The organism is Acididesulfobacillus acetoxydans (assembly GCF_902729405.1).
Taxonomy (GTDB): Bacteria; Bacillota; Desulfitobacteriia; order Desulfitobacteriales; family Desulfitobacteriaceae; genus Acididesulfobacillus; species Acididesulfobacillus acetoxydans.
This window is the reverse complement of sequence record NZ_LR746496.1, coordinates 2,999,871-3,019,618: the sequence shown is the minus strand read 5'-3', so window position 1 is coordinate 3,019,618 and position 19,748 is coordinate 2,999,871. Positions and strand designations below refer to the sequence as shown.

The 19,748-nt window shown below is 56.8% G+C and carries 22 protein-coding genes; 19 read left to right on the top strand and 3 right to left on the bottom strand.

What is annotated here, in order from left to right:
• Window positions 1–172: 172 nt before the first annotated feature.
• The 19 genes from spo0A to MNU25_RS13335 all read left to right on the top strand — a co-directional run bounded on the left by spo0A (window position 173) and on the right by MNU25_RS13335 (window position 17,987).
• Complete coding sequence (spo0A, locus tag MNU25_RS13425; RefSeq protein ID WP_240985533.1) at window positions 173–997, top strand: sporulation transcription factor Spo0A; 825 nt, start codon at window positions 173–175, stop codon at window positions 995–997.
• Between the two features lie 70 nt (window positions 998–1,067).
• Window positions 1,068–2,804, top strand: coding sequence for a sigma 54-interacting transcriptional regulator (locus tag MNU25_RS13420; RefSeq protein WP_240985532.1), 1,737 nt, complete (start codon window positions 1,068–1,070; stop codon window positions 2,802–2,804).
• Window positions 2,805–3,136: 332 nt separating this feature from the next.
• Window positions 3,137–4,192 (top strand): butyrate kinase, encoded by a 1,056-nt coding sequence (gene buk, locus MNU25_RS13415; RefSeq protein ID WP_240985531.1) that lies wholly within the window; start codon window positions 3,137–3,139, stop codon window positions 4,190–4,192.
• Between the two features lie 228 nt (window positions 4,193–4,420).
• Complete coding sequence (locus tag MNU25_RS13410; protein WP_240985530.1) at window positions 4,421–5,488, top strand: Leu/Phe/Val dehydrogenase; 1,068 nt, start codon at window positions 4,421–4,423, stop codon at window positions 5,486–5,488.
• Window positions 5,489–5,634: 146 nt separating this feature from the next.
• Window positions 5,635–6,561 carry an acetate and sugar kinases/Hsc70/actin family protein gene (locus MNU25_RS13405; protein WP_240985529.1) on the top strand — a complete coding sequence of 309 codons (927 nt, stop codon included), beginning with the start codon at window positions 5,635–5,637 and terminating at the stop codon, window positions 6,559–6,561.
• Window positions 6,554–7,288, top strand: coding sequence for a P-loop NTPase family protein (locus tag MNU25_RS13400; RefSeq protein ID WP_240985528.1), 735 nt, complete (start codon window positions 6,554–6,556; stop codon window positions 7,286–7,288). The genes MNU25_RS13405 and MNU25_RS13400 overlap by 8 nt, the downstream gene beginning before the upstream one ends.
• Before the next feature lie 19 nt (window positions 7,289–7,307).
• Window positions 7,308–7,529, top strand: a complete 222-nt coding sequence (locus MNU25_RS13395) for a 4Fe-4S dicluster domain-containing protein (RefSeq protein WP_047829339.1) — start codon at window positions 7,308–7,310, stop codon at window positions 7,527–7,529.
• A complete protein-coding gene (locus tag MNU25_RS13390; RefSeq protein WP_240985527.1) occupies window positions 7,522–8,592 on the top strand; it encodes a 3-methyl-2-oxobutanoate dehydrogenase subunit VorB in 1,071 nt (356 codons plus the stop codon). Before MNU25_RS13395 ends, MNU25_RS13390 begins: the two co-directional genes overlap by 8 nt.
• Window positions 8,589–9,338, top strand: coding sequence for a thiamine pyrophosphate-dependent enzyme (locus MNU25_RS13385; protein WP_240985526.1), 750 nt, complete (start codon window positions 8,589–8,591; stop codon window positions 9,336–9,338). Before MNU25_RS13390 ends, MNU25_RS13385 begins: the two co-directional genes overlap by 4 nt.
• Window positions 9,338–9,880, top strand: coding sequence for a 2-oxoacid:acceptor oxidoreductase family protein (locus MNU25_RS13380; RefSeq protein WP_240985525.1), 543 nt, complete (start codon window positions 9,338–9,340; stop codon window positions 9,878–9,880). Before MNU25_RS13385 ends, MNU25_RS13380 begins: the two co-directional genes overlap by 1 nt.
• Window positions 9,877–10,419: an NUDIX domain-containing protein gene (locus tag MNU25_RS13375; RefSeq protein ID WP_240985524.1), complete on the top strand. Its 543-nt coding sequence runs from the start codon at window positions 9,877–9,879 to the stop codon at window positions 10,417–10,419. Before MNU25_RS13380 ends, MNU25_RS13375 begins: the two co-directional genes overlap by 4 nt.
• Complete coding sequence (locus tag MNU25_RS13370) at window positions 10,416–11,603, top strand: endonuclease Q family protein (RefSeq protein ID WP_240985523.1); 1,188 nt, start codon at window positions 10,416–10,418, stop codon at window positions 11,601–11,603. The genes MNU25_RS13375 and MNU25_RS13370 overlap by 4 nt, the downstream gene beginning before the upstream one ends.
• Window positions 11,604–11,655: 52 nt before the next feature.
• Window positions 11,656–12,255 carry a stage II sporulation protein M gene (locus MNU25_RS13365; RefSeq protein WP_240985522.1) on the top strand — a complete coding sequence of 200 codons (600 nt, stop codon included), beginning with the start codon at window positions 11,656–11,658 and terminating at the stop codon, window positions 12,253–12,255.
• A 231-nt stretch (window positions 12,256–12,486) separates the two neighbouring features.
• Window positions 12,487–13,602, top strand: coding sequence for an alanine dehydrogenase (ald, locus tag MNU25_RS13360; protein WP_240986850.1), 1,116 nt, complete (start codon window positions 12,487–12,489; stop codon window positions 13,600–13,602).
• Window positions 13,603–13,761: 159 nt separating this feature from the next.
• Window positions 13,762–14,001, top strand: coding sequence for a hypothetical protein (locus MNU25_RS13355; protein WP_240985521.1), 240 nt, complete (start codon window positions 13,762–13,764; stop codon window positions 13,999–14,001).
• Between the two features lie 199 nt (window positions 14,002–14,200).
• Complete coding sequence (gene xerD / locus MNU25_RS13350; protein WP_240985520.1) at window positions 14,201–15,094, top strand: site-specific tyrosine recombinase XerD; 894 nt, start codon at window positions 14,201–14,203, stop codon at window positions 15,092–15,094.
• Between the two features lie 248 nt (window positions 15,095–15,342).
• The gene (locus MNU25_RS13345; RefSeq protein WP_372503634.1) at window positions 15,343–16,152 is read left to right on the top strand and encodes a purine-nucleoside phosphorylase; all 810 of its coding nucleotides are present in this window, start codon (window positions 15,343–15,345) and stop codon (window positions 16,150–16,152) included.
• A 135-nt stretch (window positions 16,153–16,287) separates the two neighbouring features.
• Window positions 16,288–16,770: a CoA-binding protein gene (locus MNU25_RS13340; RefSeq protein ID WP_240985518.1), complete on the top strand. Its 483-nt coding sequence runs from the start codon at window positions 16,288–16,290 to the stop codon at window positions 16,768–16,770.
• Window positions 16,771–16,838: 68 nt separating this feature from the next.
• Window positions 16,839–17,987 carry a D-alanyl-D-alanine carboxypeptidase family protein gene (locus tag MNU25_RS13335; RefSeq protein WP_240985517.1) on the top strand — a complete coding sequence of 383 codons (1,149 nt, stop codon included), beginning with the start codon at window positions 16,839–16,841 and terminating at the stop codon, window positions 17,985–17,987.
• A gap of 118 nt (window positions 17,988–18,105) precedes the next feature.
• Here MNU25_RS13335 and sigF read toward each other — a convergent pair whose 3' ends face one another.
• The 3 genes from sigF to spoIIAA are packed head-to-tail and all read right to left on the bottom strand — an operon-like array spanning window position 18,106 to window position 19,689.
• Complete coding sequence (gene sigF, locus MNU25_RS13330; protein WP_240985516.1) at window positions 18,106–18,894, bottom strand: RNA polymerase sporulation sigma factor SigF; 789 nt, start codon at window positions 18,892–18,894, stop codon at window positions 18,106–18,108.
• 13 nt (window positions 18,895–18,907) lie between these two features.
• Complete coding sequence (gene spoIIAB, locus MNU25_RS13325) at window positions 18,908–19,348, bottom strand: anti-sigma F factor (RefSeq protein WP_240986849.1); 441 nt, start codon at window positions 19,346–19,348, stop codon at window positions 18,908–18,910.
• On the bottom strand, window positions 19,348–19,689 hold the full coding sequence (spoIIAA, locus tag MNU25_RS13320; RefSeq protein WP_047829354.1) for an anti-sigma F factor antagonist: 342 nt from the start codon (window positions 19,687–19,689) through the stop codon (window positions 19,348–19,350). The genes spoIIAB and spoIIAA overlap by 1 nt, the downstream gene beginning before the upstream one ends.
• Window positions 19,690–19,748 lie beyond the last annotated feature (59 nt).

Genomic DNA, 19,748 nt, shown 5'->3' with positions numbered 1-19,748 from the left:
GCGGGCAAGGGCAAGTCGAGCCTCGGGTTTAAACTCCCCGTTATTTGATGGGATTGGAAATACATAGCCGGGCGGAGAAGGAATAGGATAAATGATGTCGAACAATTAAGAGGGCATAGCGTCGTGGATTCTCCGCGAATCGCTGCAGTTGGAGGGAAGGCGAAAAGGGAACATGCACAAAGTTCGAGTGCTGCTTACAGATGACAACCGCGATTTCATTGAGGTTTTGAAGGAATATATTAACCGCCAGCAAGACATGGATTTGGTCGGAGTCGCCTATCACGGTCAAGAAGCGGTTGAATTGATTAATCGGGAAGAACCTGATGTGGTTGTTCTTGATATTATTATGCCCCACCTTGACGGGCTGGGGGTTTTGGAGAAAATCCAGAACCGGGGAAAAAAACCTCGGGTTATTATTCTGTCGGCCTTCGGTCAGGAGACAATGACGCAGAAGGCGGTAAACCTTGGTGCTGATTACTATATTTTAAAACCTTTTGACCTGGAGACATTAGGCCGCCGCATCCGGCAGCTGGCCGGCAACGATCCCTTCCCGTCCGGCCCGGGCCTGCAAGCAGCGAACATCGTCCTGGCGAACGGCGCTTTGGCCGCGGGGTTGTCCCCCAAGAGTGCCGACGAGGAAGCCAAACGCCTGGAGGTCGAGGTGACGCGTATGATTCATCAGATGGGGGTTCCGGCCCATGTCAAGGGGTATCAGTATCTCAGGGACGCCATTGTCGATGTCGTGCAGGAGATTTCTCTCTTGGGCGCGGTGACCAAGGAATTGTATCCTATGATTGCTGAGAAATACGAAACCACACCGAGCCGGGTAGAACGCGCGATCCGGCACGCAATTGAACTGGCTTGGGACCGGGGTAACATCGAGCTCATGAACAAATTTTTCGGTTATACGATTGATGTAGACCGAGGTAAACCGACTAATTCCGAATTTATAGCCATGGTAGCGGATAAATTGCGCATGACAAATCTGATGCTCTGATGAAGAGGTATTGTCGCCAGGAAAAAGCCGGATTCGGCTTTTCTTTTTTCAGTCTGAGGGGGGATTGGAAGTGCTTACGCGTCTTCAGGTCGAGCGTCTGGCACGTGAAGGAGACAACGCCGTCATCGCGATCGACGGGCGCGGCAAAATTGCGGTTTTCAACCGGGCTGCGGCAAAATTATTGCGAATAGAAAAGGATGAAGCCCTGGGCCTGGATTACGGTCAGGTTTTGCCTGACCTATTCCTTTCTGAGGCGCGGCAATGGCAGACGGCGAGTTTTAACCGGCTGACCCGAATCGGCGGCAAGCAAGTCGCGGTCAGCAGTGTTCCTTACCGGAGCTTATCCGGGCGGGTGGGCGGTGTGGTCGCTTTTATTCGGAATATGGACGAATTCGAGAGTCTGAGCGCCCAGGTCAATAACCTGCGGGAAGCGGGCAATCTCCTCACGGCTATCATTAATTCCACGCAAGACGCCATCTCGGTCGCTGACGAAAAAGGTGTGGGGATCCTGGTTAACCCGGCCTACACGCGTTTAACGGGCTTGACCGCGGAGGATGTCCTGGGCAAGCCTCCCACGGTCGATATGGCCGAGGGGGGGGAGAGCATGCACATGAAAGTCCTGCGCACCGGCAAAGCGGTCAAAGGGATCAGTATGAAAGTGGGTCCCAAACACAAAGAAGTGATCGTCAATGTGGCGCCCATTCTGGCTCAGGGGAGACTTTTGGGTTCAGTGGGCGTGCTGCAGGATGTCTCCGAGATTCGTAAACTATCCGATGAACTCGAAGGTGCCAAACGGATCATCCGGCATTTGGAGGCAAAATATACTTTTACGGATATTATCGGGGAGAGCGAAGCGATCCGGGCGACGGTTGAACAGGCTCAGCGCGCCGCCGCTACCCCCGCGACCGTCTTGCTGCGGGGTGAGAGCGGGACAGGTAAGGAACTTTTCGCCCACGCCATTCACCGTTTGAGCTCACGGCCCAAAGGCCAGTTCATCCGGGTGAACTGTGCGGCTCTTTCGGACAGTTTACTGGAAAGCGAACTTTTCGGCTATGTGGAAGGGGCGTTTACCGGAGCCAAAAGAGGGGGAAAGGTCGGACTTTTTGAAGAGGCCAACGGGGGGACGATTTTCCTGGACGAAATCGGGGAAATCAGCCTGAACCTGCAAACCAAGCTTCTCAGGGTTCTGCAGGAACGGGAAATCGTGCGGGTGGGAGCCAATCAGCCTGTCAGCGTGGATGTACGGGTCATTGCCGCTACGAACGCCGACCTGGAAGAGGCACTGCGTCTGGGCAAGTTCCGGGAAGATCTTTATTACCGCTTAAATGTCATTCCGGTATTGATCCCCCCGCTGCGTCAGCGGCGTCCGGATATTCCCCTCCTGGTGCACCATTTGATCCGCAGGTTCAATCAGGAGTACGGCCGGGGTGTTGAAAAGGTTACGGATGAGGCCCTTGAGATTTTAAGCAGGTACCGGTGGCCGGGAAATGTGAGGGAATTGGAAAATGTCTTAGGAAGGGCTATTATCAACATGCGCGTCGGCGACACGGTCATGGAGGCCGGTCACTTACCCCCGCTGGACGCGCGGCAGGGCGGAGGGGGCCGGGCTGGAAAAGGCGTGTCAAACCCCGTTGAGGACGGAGAGCCGGAAGAGAGAAGCTACGCAAAACTGCAGTTTTGCTGGGAAGAGGAGGTCCTCCGCCGGGCTTTAAAAGAAGCGGGGGGGAATAAAACCCAGGCGGCCCGCGACCTGAAGATCTCAATCCGGAATTTTTATTACAAACTGCGGCGCCACGGACTTGTTTAAACAGTTGATGACACGGGCCCGCTCAGAAGACGATGCTCGGGACGATGTTCCCGCATGTTGGTGGGTTTTGCGGCTCGCCCCCTGCTTAAAACCGCCCCGCGGCGGGCAAATTATAGCAGGCAATATATTGCATGATACGCAAGGAATTGCAGACCAACCGGGCCCCTACGTTTATCGACAGGACGGGATAGGAGGCGGGAGAGGGCATTAAATCAGACAATTCGAAAGTTTTACCTCTGCCCCGAGTTTTGGCATCTATCTTGCATGAGAAAAAAGCGGAACAGCGAGAGAGCACTACCACGGCACGGTGTCGTGAAAACGAAGGGGCAGACATGTATCTATTGGTGATCAACCCGGGTTCAACCTCGACCAAAGTCGGTCTCAGCCGGAACAGCGAGCTGCTGGCAGTCGACACTTTGCAGCACGCGCCCGAGGAAATGCGCCGGTTTCGGAATGTCATGGACCAAAAGGAGATGCGCCGCCGGGCGGTGGAGGGTTTTCTCTCCCGACAGGGACTGAGCCCGGACAAACTGTCTGCGGTGGCAGCGCGGGGCGGACTTCTCGATCCGGTTCCCAGCGGGACCTACGCGGTCAACGCCAAAATGCTCGAGCATCTGCTGACGGCCAAAAACGGCGAACACGCTTCCAATCTCGGTGCGGTGCTGGCCAAGGCTCTGGCGGACAGGGCCGGGATCTCGGCTTTTGTCGTCGACCCTCCGTCGGTAGACGAATTGGAAGATTGGGCGCGTTTCTCCGGCCGGCCCGAGCTTCCCCGCGTCAGTTTCCTGCACGCTTTGAACATCCGCCGGGCGATTCTCCGCTGTGCCGCCGAACTGGGCAGGCCGTTGCAAACTTGTCACTTTGTCGCAGTTCATCTGGGAGGGGGAATCAGCGTCGTCGCTGTCAAAGAGGGGCGAATCGTCGATGTGAGCAATGCCAATCATGGAGGGCCTTTTTCTCCCGAACGCTCCGGTAGCCTGCCGGCGCGAGAACTTCTGCATCTTTGTTTTTCCGGCCGGTATGGGGAAATGGAGTTGAGAAGGCAGATCAATGGCAAGTCCGGACTGCTCGGCTACTTGGGGACCAATGCCGGTCAAGAGATAGAAAAACGCATTGAGCAGGGGGATGAGGAGGCCGGACGGATTTTTCGGGCTATGGCCTACCAAATTGCTAAAGAAATCGGCGCCATGGCTGCGGTTCTCCCGCAAATTGACGGCCTTATTTACACAGGGGGTCTGGCGCATTCGGAGCTTTTGTTGGGCTTGATACAGGAGTACGTCGGTTCTTTAGCCCCTGCTTTCCGGCTGCCGGGTGAAGACGAACTGGCTGCTTTGGCGGAGGGAGCTTACCGGGTCTTGAGCGGAAAAGAAGAGGCACGCGTCTACTGAAGCAAACCCGTCTTCACCGGAACAAACCCGTGGGATGCCGGTGTATGCCCAAATAAGCCCGCGTTTATCGGAACCAACCGGCGTTCACCAAAGTAAACCCATGCGTTACTGAAGCAAAACTGCGTCTGCTGGGGCAAGCCGAGTTGCCGAAGTAAACCCGCGTTTACCGAAGCGAGGTCTGCGGAAGCGACAGGGTAAAGAGAAAGAAAAGAAAGGAAGTAATCAGACATGACAACTTTCGAGTATATGGAAAAGTACGACTATGAACAACTTGTTCTCTGCCAGGATAACACATCCGGCCTGAAAGCCGTCATCTGTATTCATGATACGACTTTGGGACCTGCCTTGGGCGGAACACGCATGTGGAATTATGCCAGTGAGGAAGATGCCATTCTCGACGCCCTGCGGCTGGCCAGAGGGATGACCTACAAGAATGCTGCCGCGGGCCTTAACCTGGGTGGAGGGAAAGCCGTCATCATGGGTGATTCTCGCACCCAGAAGTCCGAGGAACTGTTCAGGGCCTTTGGACGTTACGTTCAGTCTCTCAACGGGCGCTACATCACCGCGGAAGATGTGGGAACCAACGTTCAGGATATGGACTGGATTCACACGGAAACCAAGTTTGTCACCGGTATTTCCTCATCTTACGGAGCATCCGGAGATCCTTCCCCTCTCACGGCTTTGGGCGTCTATCGCGGTATGAAAGCCGCCGCCAAGGAGGCTTTCGGCTCAGACTCCTTAGAAGGAAAGACCGTAGCTATCCAGGGTCTGGGGCATGTGGGCTATTACCTGGCCAAACACCTCACGGACGAAGGGGCGAAGCTGATCGTTACGGATATCAACAGCGAGGCCGTGAAACGCGTAGCCCGCGAATTTGTGGCGACGGCGGTGCGTCCGGAGGAGATTTTCGGGGTTAAGTGCGATATTTTCGCTCCCTGCGCTTTGGGAGCAGTGATTAATGACGACACCATTCCCCAGCTTAAATGCCAGGTGGTGGCGGGAGCTGCCAACAATGTCCTCAAAGAGGATCGCCATGGAGATGAACTCTATGAAAAGGGAATCCTTTACGCTCCGGATTATGTGATCAATGCCGGGGGTGTTATTAACGTTGCGGACGAACTCGAAGGGTATAACGCCGAGCGCGCTTTGAAGAAAGTCGAGACGGTCTACGACAATGTGGCCAGGGTGATTGCCATCGCCAAACGGGACCATATCCCGACCTATAAGGCAGCCGATCGCATGGCGGAAGAAAGAATCGCCAAAATCGGCAAGGTGAGCAATACTTTCCTGCGCTAAGGCTGAGGCGGGAAACCGAACCTTCTCCTTGGAGGCCCCGGGGACTCGTCCGGAGGACCGGCGGGAGGATATGAAGGCCCGCTCGAATTGAGATTCGATTTACGGGGTCATCCGGTGTATAATCTTAAAGGACGGAGTGCTGGGCTGTGTTTCTGACATGGGTGGAACAAGTCAAGGGGATTGAATTGACGCTTTGGCGGGGCGAAGAACGCCTTGAGTCCCGGTGTTTCCCTCCGTACGGCCCCGCGGCAGGGGGTCAGAACACAGATCCGGACGCGCTGCGGGCGGCCTGCGAGGGCTGGCTGGGCGGTTTGGGCGTGAGCGCCTTGCGGGTTGTCCTCGTTTCGGGTCTGGATTTCCGGGGTCCCGCTTCCGGTTCGTGCCGGGTTGACAAGCTGGCGCGGGCTTTTGGCGCTTGTCTCTGTGCCATCCCGCTGTGGTGGGAAGAGGACCTGCCGGAGTCGGCCCAGGTTTCCGGTTTTCCCGGCATCAAGCGCAAGGGAATATATGACCGGATCGCGCACGAGGCAGCGCTCTGCCGGCTGGAGCGGGAGTCGGGGCAAAACCTTCCCGCCGGGATCATCGTGGCCAGCCTCGGAGAAGGGGTGTCCGTGGCGGCCTATGCCGGCGGACGGCTTTTGGATGTCAACAATGCGCGCGATGGCGAGGGGCCCATGGGCTGGAAATTCTGCGGTTCCCTGCCGACGGAACCCTTCGTTCATTGGGCTTTTACGGGCGGCAAGACCCGGGCACAATTGGAGTCGGCCCTGGATGAGGAAGGCGGCTGGGCTGCCTATAAAGGGATGATGTCTCCGGAAGAATGGGAAGAGATCATGGCTTATCAGGTGGTTAAAGAGATCGGCGCGATGCGGGCGGTGCTTAAGCAGAGGGTGGACAAGATCGTTCTCACGGGGGAAATGGCTTCCCTCTCGGGAATGGCTCGCATCAAGAAACGGCTGCCGCCTGACCCGGCGGTTCGGGAGATTCCCGGCGCAGACCGCGCTTTGGGGCTCGCGCGTATTTGGTTGACCGACATGCGCTTGGCGGCGGAAAGAGGCGGGAAGCTTGATTGAGATTTTCACCGGGTATTTCGGCAGCGGCAAAACGGAGATTGCGCTTAATCGGGCCGTGAGTCTGACCGCGGCTGGGCAGCGAGTACATGTGGTCGACCTGGACATTGTCAAACCGTATTTTCGTTCGCGGGAAGCCCGCGCCTTCCTGGCGGAAGCCGGGGTGGATTTGATTATGCCGAACGGAGACTGGGAAGACGCCGACCTGCCGGTGGTCAGTCCTCGAGTACTGGGCGCTTTGACCAGCGCGGAGGGGGAAGTCCTGATCGATGTGGGCGGAGACGCGGCCGGTGCTTTGGCTTTGGCCGCTTTTGCCCCGATTTTGCACAAGCGCGGTTATCGTATGTTTTTGGTGATCAATCCGTACCGGCCTTTTGCCGGGGACGCGGCCGGCCTGCAAGCCCTGCGGCTGGAGATCGAGCATGCTTCCCAGTTGCGGATTGACGGTATTGTCAGCAATCCGAACTTAGGTGAGAAGACGGAATGGGAGGATTTGCTGGCGGGGTATGCTCAGGTCAACGCTATGGCACGGGGTTTAGACTTGCCGGTGCTGATGACGGGGGTGACGGAACGCTGGGCCGAGCGCTTGGAGCGAGAGCTGGCCGAACGCGCGGGTTGGAGTCAGGGGGAAAGGCCGGCGGGTCCCAGGCAACGGGTCAGGAATTACCTCCTTCCCCCTTGGGAGTCGGAGGAAGGACAGGTAAACAGAATCGGGCCGCCCTTTCATTGAGAAGGAAGGAGGGATTTTCATGCTGAAGGTAGAGTTTGATGAAGAACGCTGCAAAGGGTGCGAACTGTGCAAGGCCGCGTGTCCGAAAGGGATCATCGTTATGGCCGATCACCTGAACTCCATGGGGTTCTATCCGGCGACGGTCATCGATCAGGACAGCTGTATATCCTGCGCGTTTTGTGCCCGGATGTGTCCCGATGTGGTGATTACAGTGCGAAGGGAGGAGAAAAACCATGGCTAAGGTCCTGATGAAAGGGAATGAGGCACTCGGTGAGGCGGCGATCCGGGCCGGCTGCCGCTTTTTCTTCGGCTATCCGATTACTCCGCAGAGCGAACTTCCGCATTATTTGGCCAAGCGCCTGCCCGAAATCGGGGGAGTCTTTCTGCAGGCGGAGTCGGAAGTGGCGGCAATCAATATGGTTTACGGGGCGGCCGGCGCGGGTGCGCGCGTTATGACCTCTTCCTCTTCCCCGGGCGTCAGCCTGAAGATGGAGGGTATTTCCTATATCGCGGGTGCCGAATTACCCTGTGTTATCGTCAACATGCAACGGGGCGGCCCGGGCTTGGGCAGTATTCAGCCGGGGCAATCCGACTACTTTCAAGCGGTAAAAGGCGGAGGGCACGGCGATTACCGGCTTCTGGTCCTCGCTCCCGCCAGTATCCAGGAGATGGTGGACTTAATGGGTCTGGCTTTCGCCCTGGCGGATAAATACCGCAACCCCGTAATGATTCTCGGAGACGGAACTCTGGGGCAAATGATGGAGCCGGTGGAGTTCCCCGAGATGATCGATCCGGACAAACTGCCGTCCAAACCCTGGGCGGCCCGGGGAGCCAAAGGACGCGAGCCCAATATCATCAATTCTCTCTACCTCAATCCGCTGGAACTGGAAGAACACAATCTAAAACTCCAAGCCAAGTACGCCCAGATGGCGGAGGAGGAGACACGCTCGGAGAGCTATTACACGGATGACGCCGAAATTGTCCTGGTCGGGTACGGCTCCTCGGCCCGCGTGTGCAAAGCGGCAGTGGATCAGGCTCGGCAGCAGGGGATTAAAGCCGGTTTGTTCAGGCCCATCACTCTTTTCCCCTTTCCGAAAGCGGAGATCCAGGCGGCTTGCAGGCAGGCGAAGTCGGTCCTGACGGTGGAAATGAGCATGGGTCAATTGGTTGAAGATGTGCGCTACAACCTCGAATTTAAAGTACCCGTTCACTTCTATGGACGTGCCGGGGGGATGGTTCCCACGACTCGGGCAGTCGTCTCTAAGATCACAGAGTTGGTGCAGGAAGGAGGACGATCGGCATGATTACGGTGTTTGAAAGGCCAAAGTCCCTGACCCCAGCCAAGACGCATTATTGCCCCGGGTGTACGCACGGAATTATTCACCGCTTGGTGGCGGAAGTTATCGACGAACTCGGTGTGAGGGAAGAGACCATCGGCATCGCTCCCGTAGGTTGCTCAGTGCTCGCTTATAACTATTTTAATGTGGATATGTACGAAGCGGCCCATGGGCGCGCTCCGGCGGTGGCCACGGGGATCAAGCGGGTTCATCCCGATAAAGTGGTGTTTACCTATCAGGGAGACGGAGATCTGGCAGCTATCGGAACGGCCGAGATCATTCACGCCGCGGCCCGGGGGGAGAAGATTACCACCATCTTCGTCAATAATGCGATTTACGGCATGACCGGGGGACAGATGGCCCCCACGACTCTGATTGGGCAGACAGCGACAACGGCCCCAAACGGACGCGATCCGGAGGTGCAGGGTTACCCCATCCGGATGTCCGAGATTCTGGCTACGATGCCGGGGGCGGCCTACATCGCCCGCGTTTCGGTGCATAATCCGCAGGAAGTGGCGAAAGCGAAAAAGGCCGTTAAGACTGCTTTTCAGGTTCAGCTGGAACGCAAAGGGTTTGCCATGGTCGAGGTCCTCTCCAGCTGTCCGACGAACTGGGGCCTGACTCCGCTCAAGGCTTTGGAGTGGCTCAAGGATAACATGATTCCCTATTATCCCCTGGGTGTACAGAAAGCACCTGAGGAGGTGAAGGCCTGATGTTGCAGGAAATTATTTTGGCCGGTTTTGGCGGCCAAGGAGTCATGTCCATGGGGCAGCTTCTGGCTTATGCCGGGATGGAGGAGAACAAGCAGGTAAGCTGGATTCCTTCTTATGGTCCGGAGATGCGGGGAGGAACGGCCAACTGTTCCGTGACCTTGTCGGATACCCCGGTGAGTTCCCCTTTGATTGACGAACCCGATACCCTTTTTGTTCTCAACCGGCCTTCTTTGGAAAAATTCGAAGGGAACGTCAAACCTGGCGGGCTGCTCTTGCTTAATTCCTCTCTCGTGAAGGTCGAACCGCAAAGGACGGACCTGCGGGTCCTGAAACTCCCGGTGGACAATCTGGCCCAGGAGAAGTTCGGCAATTCCCGCGTGGCCAATATGATTCTGGTCGGCGCTTTCGTGGCAATCACGGGGGCCGTGAGTCTCGACTCCGTGGTGGGGGCCCTGAAGAAAGTGCTGCCCGAGCATCGGCACAAGTTAATTCCGCTGAATCGGCAGGCTTTAGAATTGGGAGTTGAGTTGGCTCAATCATGAAAAAGAGCGACACCGATTTACGTGAAGAGAGAATCAGCCGGGAAGTTGTCTTTCAAGGACGCATGCTGCGTTTGGAACGGGATACGGTCCGCCTGCCCCAGGGGGGGAAAACGACCCGGGAAGTGGTCAGGCATCCGGGAGCCGTGGGGATTGTGGCCCGGTTGGAGGAGAGGGTTTTGCTTGTCAGGCAGTTCCGCTATCCCATCGGGGACGTGACCTTGGAGATCCCGGCCGGAAAGTTGGATCCGGGGGAGGGGCTTTTGAGTTGCGCCGAGCGGGAACTGAGGGAGGAAACGGGTTACAGGGGAACTATGGTTCCCCTCGGCACGTTCTGCACAACTCCCGGATTCTCGGACGAAATTATGCACCTTTACCTGGCCCGGGACTTGGTTTGGGACCCCCTCGTTCCGGATGAGGATGAGTTCTTGGCGGTGGAAGCCCTTGACTGGGCGGAGGCTGTGACCAGGGCTCGCGGCGGCGGTTTCCGGGACGCGAAAACGGTTCTGGCTCTCTTGCTGGCGGCGGAAAGGCTGAAATGATCTACGCGGATATGCACATTCATATCGGTCGGAGCCTGGACGGCAAAGCGGTCAAGATTACGGCAGCCGCTTCGCTGGACTTGCCTCGTATTCTTGAGCAGGCCGGTGCGGTCAAAGGTCTCTCCTTGATCGGAATTGTGGATGCCCACTCGACCGGAGTGCGACGGGATTTTGAGACCCTCTTGGCCGAGGGCATCCTTCGCCCCCTGGCGGGCGGCGGGTACCGGGCAGGCGAACTGACCGTGATTCCGGGGGTTGAGGCGGAATTGGCCGTGGGCGGGGGCGCTGCGCACCTCCTGGCTTATTTTCCGGGCCTGGCGGAGGTGGGGGAATATGTGCGCCGGCTGCGGCCTTATGTAAAGAATTGGCAACTCAGCTCGCAGAAGGCCTTCCTGCCGGTTAAAGACTGGTTAGACGCTGTTCTCAGCTCCGGGGGGGTCTGGCTTCCGGCCCACGCTTTTACGCCGCACAAAGGGATCTACGGCAACTGCTGCCGGCGTTTAGCGGAGGTTCTGCCCGAGCTTCCCCGGGGCTTGGAAATCGGACTGAGTGCCGATCGGCAGATGGCGCGCAGTATCAGCGAATTGGACGGGGTGGAGCTGTTCAGCAATTCGGATGCCCATTCCCTGCCGAACATCGCCCGGGAGTACAATGCCTTGCAGTTGAGCGAAGCATCCTTTGCCGGTTGGCAGGATCTGCTGGCCCGGAGGGCGGGGCGGGTGGCGGCGAATTATGGCTTGAACCCGGAAGTCGGCAAGTACCACCGGAGTTTCTGCCTAATCTGCGAAAAAGTGGTGGAGGGGGCTCCGCCGGCTTTCGTCTGCCCGCGCTGCGGGAGTGAACATGTGGTTCCCGGGGTCTTGGATCGCCTGGTCAGCATCGCCGACCGAGCCGTGGCTTCCGGCGTGTCCGCGGCCGGATTGCCGGAAGCAGCCGGAGGGGGTCGTTACGTTTACCAGATCCCCCTGCGCCGCTTGCCCGGAATCGGTCCGAAGACCATCGAGCGCCTGCTCGGGGTTTTCGGTACCGAGATGGCCGTCCTGCATGAAGCCGATCCGGAGGACTTGATGAGGGTGGCTGGCGAGAAAGCGGCCCGCTGGATTCTGGGTTCGCGGCGGGGAGAGCTTAGAGTCGAGCCCGGCGGAGGGGGGATATTCGGCAGGGTCGTGGACATACTTTCCTGAAACCTGGAATAAATATCCTTTGAAGGTATGGAACCGGAAAGGGGTATTGTTCATGCGGCACAGGTTGGAGGAGCATGTTCGCCGGTATTGGTTAATTTACTTAACCCTTGCCAGTATCTATCTGGCGGGAATCGTTTTGGGCGCGGTCGGAGTCGGAGCTTTGGGCGGACAAGAGACTTCCCGGCTCGGGCAATTTCTGGACACGTTGCTGCTCAGCCAACCTGCGGCCTTGAGCCCTCAGTTCTTGCTGGCGCTGGCCCGGGATACCTTGATTATAATGGCCGGGATCTGGCTTTTGGGTTTGACGGTCGTCGGGGTTCCCTTAATCTATATGGTCGTTTTCACCCGGGGGTTCATTCTCGGTTTTACCGCCAGCTTTCTCATTGAGGTTAAGGGGGCGGCCGGGGTGGCGCTGGCAGTCGTTACGATTTTTCTGCCCGCTTTGGCGGCAGTACCGCTTCTGCTGCTGGACGCCGGCATGGCCACGATTTTTTCCTTCCTTTTGTTGCGCGGCCGCGGCAAAGGGGAGTCTTTGAGACGCGATTTTTTCTACTATAGCCTGTCAGCCGCGTTAGTTTCCTTGGGAGCTGTGCTGGTGGGCATCGCCCAGGGGTATTTTTCCCTCTTGGGGGTGCACCTGTTCGGTCTGTGAGGAGAAAGCATTAAAGTATTTTGCCGCGAAGGATTAGGAATAATAACCGAGGGTGGGAGAAATCACGGGAGCCGTGATGGGGACGGGGTGCCGCGGAAACCGCGGCGGATATCTGCGGGAAAATATCACAAGGAAGACGTCACGAGGATGACGTCACCGGGAGAATGTCAGAAGGATGACATCACCGGGGAAACAGCACCGGGAAGACAGAAGAAATTGGAGGTTTGGCAAATGATTATCGGGGTACCAAAAGAAATCAAAAACAGTGAAAACAGGGTGGGAATTACACCTGCCGGTGTTCACGCTTTTGTCCAGGCCGGACACCAGGTCGTGGTGGAAAAGAGCGCGGGTGAGGGCAGTGGTATTACAGATGCCGAGTACGTGCAAGCCGGAGCTCAGGTGGCGGAAGCGGCAAGTGTTTGGTCTCAGGCGGACATGATCATTAAGGTCAAGGAGCCCCTCCCCCAGGAATATCAATATTTTAAGGAAGGACAAGTTCTCTTTACTTACCTGCATTTGGCCCCTGAACCGGAACTGACGAAAGCCTTGCTGGAAAAGAAAACAGTCGGTATCGCCTATGAGACGATTCAGCAGGATAACGGCGCCTTGCCGCTGCTGGTACCTATGAGCGAGGTAGCCGGCAGGATGTCCATCCAAATCGGAGCTCAGTTTCTGGAAAAACACTACGGCGGCAAGGGAGTTTTGCTGGGCGGAGTGCCGGGAGTCCCGCCCGCGCATGTCACCATCGTGGGCGGCGGCATTGTCGGCACCAACGCGGCCAGGATGGCTTTGGGCCTGGGCGCCGATGTGACGATCCTGGATAACAATCCCCAGCGCCTGCGTGAAATTGACGACCTCTTCGGCGGCCGGGTCAAGACCTTGATGTCGAACGCCTACAACCTGGCACACAGTGTCGCTCAGGCCGACCTGTTAGTAGGAGCCGTCCTCATTCCCGGAGCCCGCGCACCGCGGCTGGTGAGCGAGGAGATGGTCAAATCCATGACCCCCGGCAGCGTCATCGTTGACGTCGCCATCGACCAGGGCGGCAGTATCGCTACGATTGACCGGGTGACGACCCACAGCGATCCGGTATACACCCGCTACGGCGTTGTCCATTATTCCGTGGCGAATATGCCGGGGGCCGTGGCCCGTACTTCCACTTTTGCCCTGACCAACGCCACCCTTCCCTATGCTCTCGAACTGGCCAACAAGGGTTACCTGAAGGCGGTTCAGGAAAACAGGGCCCTGCGCAAAGGGGTCAATGTCGTGAACGGCAAATTGACGTACAAGGCAGTCGCGGAAGCTTTGAACATGCCCTACACACCTTTGGAAGAGATATTACTCTAGGTTATTTCAGTGCGCTACACGGCATGTAATTGGGGTAGCGTTTCTTTGAACAAGGGACACAAACAACGGGAAAGGACTGCCGCTTGGCAGCCCTTTCTCCCGTCTTTTTAATATGACAATCCCCCCCCGGCATAGACTGTAAGGATAGGGGGGAGGAGCGTGCGTCGGGAGAGCTGGGGAGAATTTTTCTTCTATGTGGTAAGGATTCTGTTGCTCCTGGTTTTACTGGCCTTGTTGCTGCCCAAAGTCGCGCAGGTGTGGGGAGCCTGGATGTCGGCCTTGGACCACGGGGAACGTAAACCGAGCGGGAATCCCATGCGGGTGGAGAGCCGCCCCTGGACTGAGTTCGTCATCCATATCTTACCCAGAGCCGGCGCCGGGGAGAAAGTGCCGGAGTAGATCGTTATATTCAAAGACAACGCTGCGTTCATGGCTAAAAGCTCAGATTTGACATGATTTCCCATTTCCCAATGCGCTCTGGGACTTTTCGGGGTGGTCTTAGGCAAGGCACTGAATCGGGGTGTGACAAAAAATCAAGCAGGGGGAGGAGGAGAATCTGCCTTGATGTAGAATGAACAAGAGCGGGAGGTGGGGACGTATGGCCGAAGAACAGATGCTCATCGATAACTATCTTAACTTTCTCAAGCTGGAAAGAGGCCTGGCTGAAAACACGGTTGCGGCCTACCGGCGGGATTTGAAGCGGTTGAGCGCCTTCCTGGCTGGCCGGGGTCAAGGACTCCTGACCTGTGAGGCCAATGACCTTTTTCTCCTTGTCTATCATCTCAGGTCTGAGGGAAAAGCCGCACGCAGTCTGGCCAGGGCAACCGCCACTCTGCGCGGTTTTTTTTCCTACTTGCTCAATGAGGGACTGCGTTCCGAAGATCCGACGCTTTATCTGAACACCCCTAAGTTGGAGAAGGTCCTGCCCCATGTTTTGTCCGAGCAGGCGATGGATAAGCTGCTAACAGTCCGCTCGGGGACGGACCTGGACCAGCGCAATTTAGCCATGCTGGAAGTGATGTACGGCAGCGGGCTGCGGGTTTCCGAGCTGACGAACCTCTGCGTGAAAGACGTGGCTCTGGACGTGGGGTATGTCCGTTGTTTGGGCAAGGGCGGCAAGGAGAGAATCGTCCCCCTGGGCGAATGCGCCGTTCAGGCCTTGAACGCTTATCTGCGGGGTCCCCGCGAGCGCCTGCGCCGCGGGCGGCGGACAGAGGTTCTTTTCCTCAATGCTCGGGGAAACCGTCTGACTAGGCAGGGCTTCTGGCAAATCCTCAAAGACTGGGCCCGGGCACACGGCCTGGAGCAGAATGTCTTTCCTCATATGCTCAGGCATACTTTCGCCACCCATCTCTTGGACCACGGCGCGGACCTGCGCTCGGTCCAAGAGATGCTGGGGCACGCGGACATTTCGACGACTCAGATCTACACGCATTTGAGCAGGCAGAGGCTGCTAGAGGTATTTCGGCGGGCACACCCACGCAGCCAGTAAAGTCTTCGCCCGAACCGGGCAGACTAACCTCACGGCAGGTGCCCCAGGGAGGTGCGATTTAGTCCGTTGGAGATTAGCCTTGCGGCGCGAGACAGTTCACTGACCCGTTTCGCTTGCGCGTCGCTAATGTCATGCGGTCTCATACTTGCCCCCGCGTCGCTAACGGAAAACAACGGGAAACGGAAAAGGTCAAAAAAAGAGTTGAGGAGGTTTCAGCCATGCCCATCAGACCGGACGAAAGAGACTATATGGCCCAAATCAATGAGGCCAAAGAGTTTGTGCGCCGAAAAATAAGCCAAGTGCCCGAATTGGGGATTATCCTGGGTTCGGGATTGGGGCCCTTGGCCGAGGTGGTGGAGAATAGAACAGAAATTCCCTATCGGGAGATACCTAACTTTCCGGTGTCAACGGTGGAAGGACATGCCGGACAGGCGGTGTTCGGCCGGCTTCAGGGCAAAGAGGTCGTCGTCATGCAGGGGCGTTTCCACTATTACGAAGGGTATTCCATGCGAGAGGTGACCTTGCCGGTGCGGGTGATGCAGGTCCTGGGGGTGAAGGGGCTGATCGTGACCAATGCGGCCGGAGGAATCAACGCGGCGTATAAGCCGGGCGACCTGGTCTTGATCAAAGACCACATTAACCTCCTGGGGGACAATCCGCTGCGGGGAGCCAATCTCGACGATCTCGGGCTGCGCTTTCCGGATCTGAGCGAAGGTTATGACCGCGAATGGAGGAAGAAAGCGCTTCAAGTGGCAGGGGAGACCGGGGTCCGGCTGGAGGAGGGAGTGTATGCCGCCATGCTCGGCCCGAGTTATGAGACTCCGGCGGAAATCCGCTTTCTGCGCACGATCGGCGCGGACCTCGTCGGCATGTCGACTGTGCCGGAGGTCATTGCTGCCAACCACGGCGGGATGCGGGTTCTCGGTATTTCGTGTGTCACCAATATGGCGGCGGGAGTCCTGCCGCAGAAACTCAGCCACTTGGAAGTGATGGAAACGGCTGAGCGCATTGAGAAAGAATTTGTCAGTCTCGTCCAAAAGATTATACGGGTGCTCTAGAGCGGCAAGCCCGGGTCTGCCCGGCTGTAGCCGGCGCAGGCTTAACGGGTTACCTTCAGCTTCATAGACAGACCGCGGGTCTAACCTCGCTGTAGCCGGCGTAAACTTTTTAAGGGAGCGCAGGGGGAGTGAGAAATGCGGGAGAAAAAGATCCATCCTTTTACGGAAAGCTTACATACGGGGTTAAGTTATGCCGTCATCGGCTCAAAGGAGGAACTGCGACAGCACCGGCACGCCTGGAAAGCCTGGCGGGCTTTGCAAGGCTTCGGCTGCACCGTTTATCTGGTCGCCGCGGAGTTAAAACGCTGGGAGGGGGCAAAAGTCTACCCCGATTTGCCGGCTTTGACAGGGAAAGTGCAGGTAGCGGTGCCCTGTCTGAGCCCCGAAGAAATGCCGGATTTGGTGGCGGAAGCCCTGGCCGCCGGTGTGGAACAAATCTGGTTTCAGGAACAAAGCTGGAGTCCCGAGATGCACCAACAGTGCGAGCTGGCCGGGATCCAGGCGGTGCGCGGCTGTGTGCTGCGCCACAGGACTTACCGCCAACCTCTGGGCTATTTTCATCCCTGCTTCTGGCACGGTCTGAGGGATCTCAAAGTACCTCTAAAGCGCCATTTGTAGCAGGCTTTTTTCAATATAATCCCGCTTTTCGGGAATACTATGGCCAGACTGTTTGAGGAGGGTTTGCGATGCGTAAAGGTTTGGCCATTTTGCTCACATTCGTGTTAACCTTAGGCAACCTCGGCCTGATTCGGCCGGCCCGCGCCTTGGGCGTGGAGCTGCAGACGGACGCCGTCAGCGCGGTCTTGATGGACGCGGCGAGCGGGAAAATTCTTTGGGAAAAAGATGCTCAGCAAGAGCTTCCTCCGGCCAGCGTGACCAAACTCATGACCCTTTTGGTGGCAGCCGAAGCGGTCAAGGAGGGAAAGGTCAAACTGACGGACAAAGTGACGTCAAGTGAGAACGCCAGCAAGTTGGGCGGTTCGCAAATTTACCTGGAGCCCGGTGAAACGTTTACCTTGGAACAATTGCTTTACGCGGTTGCCGTGGGTTCAGCCAATGACGCCTGCGTGGCGGTAGCAGAACATATCTGCGGAACGGAAGAGGCTTTCGTGGAGGAAATGAACAAGAAAGCCCAGGAACTGGGCTTGAAAAATACGCATTTCGTCAATGCTTACGGGCTGCCGGCCGCAGGCCATTACACGAGTGCGTATGACCTGGCCGTCATGGCCCGCGAGGCTTTGAAATACCCTCTCGTCATGCAGCTCACAGGTACCAAAGAATATGACCTGCGCGGCGGGAAATTCAAACTCTGGAATACCAACAAACTGCTGTGGTGGTATCCGGGAAGTGAGGGTTTTAAGACAGGTTGGACGAATGAGGCTCATTATTGTCTGGCTTCGACCGTGAAACGCGACGGTCTCAGGCTTATCTGTGTCGTCATGGGTGTGCCTAAGCCCAAAGGGCACTTCGCCGAATCCATGAAAATTTACAATTGGGGTTTTGCTAACTATGCTTACAAAGAATTTGCGCCGGCCGGACAAAAGCAGGGTGTGGTCAAGGTGCTGAAAGGGAACCGGGATGAGGTCGTGGTAACGACCGACCAGCCCCTGGGAGTGACCACGGAAAAAGGCAAGGGGAAAAACATCTGGCTCGAAACCAAGCTCAAGCCCGAAGTGACGGCTCCGGTCCGGGCCGGAGAGAAACTGGGTGAGGTTTTACTGTATCAGGGAGATAAACCTTTGCAAACTGTCGATCTGGTGGCACAAACTTCGGTTAAGCGGGCTAAAATCTACGAACAGATCGGCAGGACGTTGAGGGCGGTGTTTGGCTTTTAGGCAGCGGGTCGCGAAGGATCATCTATATGACGAGCGTTTGTGAACGAGCCCTTACCGTCGCGTCCGGGGTTGTTAGGCGATAGGTCAGTTTCCGGGCGTATTTTCGGGCGGGGAGCCTCTAACCGGGCTCCCCGTTCTTTTCCTGCATGAGTTCCCGGATGTGGTGCAGGGCCGTGCGCTCAATGCGGGAGATCTGTACCTGGGAGAGGTGGAGTTGGCCGGCAATTTCGCTTTGGGTTTTGTCTTCGAAAAAACGCATCAAGAGGACTCGTTTCTCGCGCTCCGGAAGCTTATCCAGCACTTCCTTGAGCGCGATTTTTTCAAACCAAGCCGGTTCCAGTTCCTTCTCCAAGGGAAGTTGGTCGAGGACATAGATAGGGTCGGAGTCATCCTGGTAGAGTGTGTCATAGATGGAAGTGGGGCTTTGAACCGCTTCCAGAGCCGAAACGATATCTTCCCGCTCCACGCCGATTTCAGCCGCAATCTCGCCAATGGTGGGTTCCCGGCCCAGGGTGGCGGCCAGCTGTTCACGGGTCCGGTTAACCCGGTAAACCAATTCCTTGTAGGAACGGGGGACCTTGACCGGGTGGTCGTCCCGCAAAAAGCGCCGGATCTCTCCGATGATCATGGGCACCGCGTAGGTGGAAAATTTAACGCCGTAAGTAAAATCAAACTTGTCGATGGCTTTGATCAGACCGATGGTGCCGATTTGAAACAGGTCTTCAATCTCATAACCACGGTGGGCGAAGCGTTGCACCAGATTGAAAATCAGTTTGAGGTTGCAGTTGATCAGGCGTTCACGGGCTTCCGCGTCCCCCTCTTTGGCCCGGTGCAACAATTCCATCATTTCCTGGTCCGAAAGCAGGGGAAAGCGGGGCAAATTCATCTCTGTCAGGCGCTGTATCATAATCCATCCCTCCCTAACGCGAGGGGGACGAGGCAGCGCGGTTGAGCAGTTTGACCATGCTCACGGTGGTACCCTTATCAACGGCGGAGTCAACGTGCAGTTCATCCATGAAAGATTGCATGAAAACAAAACCCAGCCCCATGCGTTCGGGATCTGTACTGTAGGCTGGCTGCATGGCTTGTACGACGTCGGGGATGCCACACCCCTCGTCCGAAACGGTGATCTTCAAAGCGTCATCATCAATCTCCAGTTCCATGAGGACGACATGCCCGCTCCGGCCGTGATAGCCGTGGATAATAGCGTTCGACACGGCCTCGGAAACCGCCACTTTCAATTCTTCAATATCGTTGATGGGAAAGTCCAGTTGCGCTCCTACTGAGGCGATGAGCATCCTGGCTATGCCCACATTCTCTGCCAGGCTGGAAAAACTGAGTGTCAATTGATTTTCTTTCATCATTGTGCTCCCCTTCCTTCTTCGCGGGCCGCCGCCTCCGTTTGGTAAAAGTCGATAATTTTGGGCAAACCGGATAATTCCATGATCTTGAAAACGTGGGCCGGAACGTTGGTGATTTTGATCTTTCCCCCCAGCGGGACCAGCTTTTTATAGCGTCCCAGGATGACGCCGAGACCTGAACTGTCGATGAATTGCACCTTTTCCAGATTGAGGATGACCGTACGGACCTTTCGGCGTTCAATCTCATTATCAATGGCTTGGCGCAGCGTTTCCGCAGTTTTCATGTCCAGGTCGCCGTCCAAGCGCAAAAGCAGGGTCTGACGCTCGATGTTCTTTTCCATCCCGGGAAATCCCTCCTTGATCATTCTGCTAAGGGAGAATTCGACGGAACCCATAATTT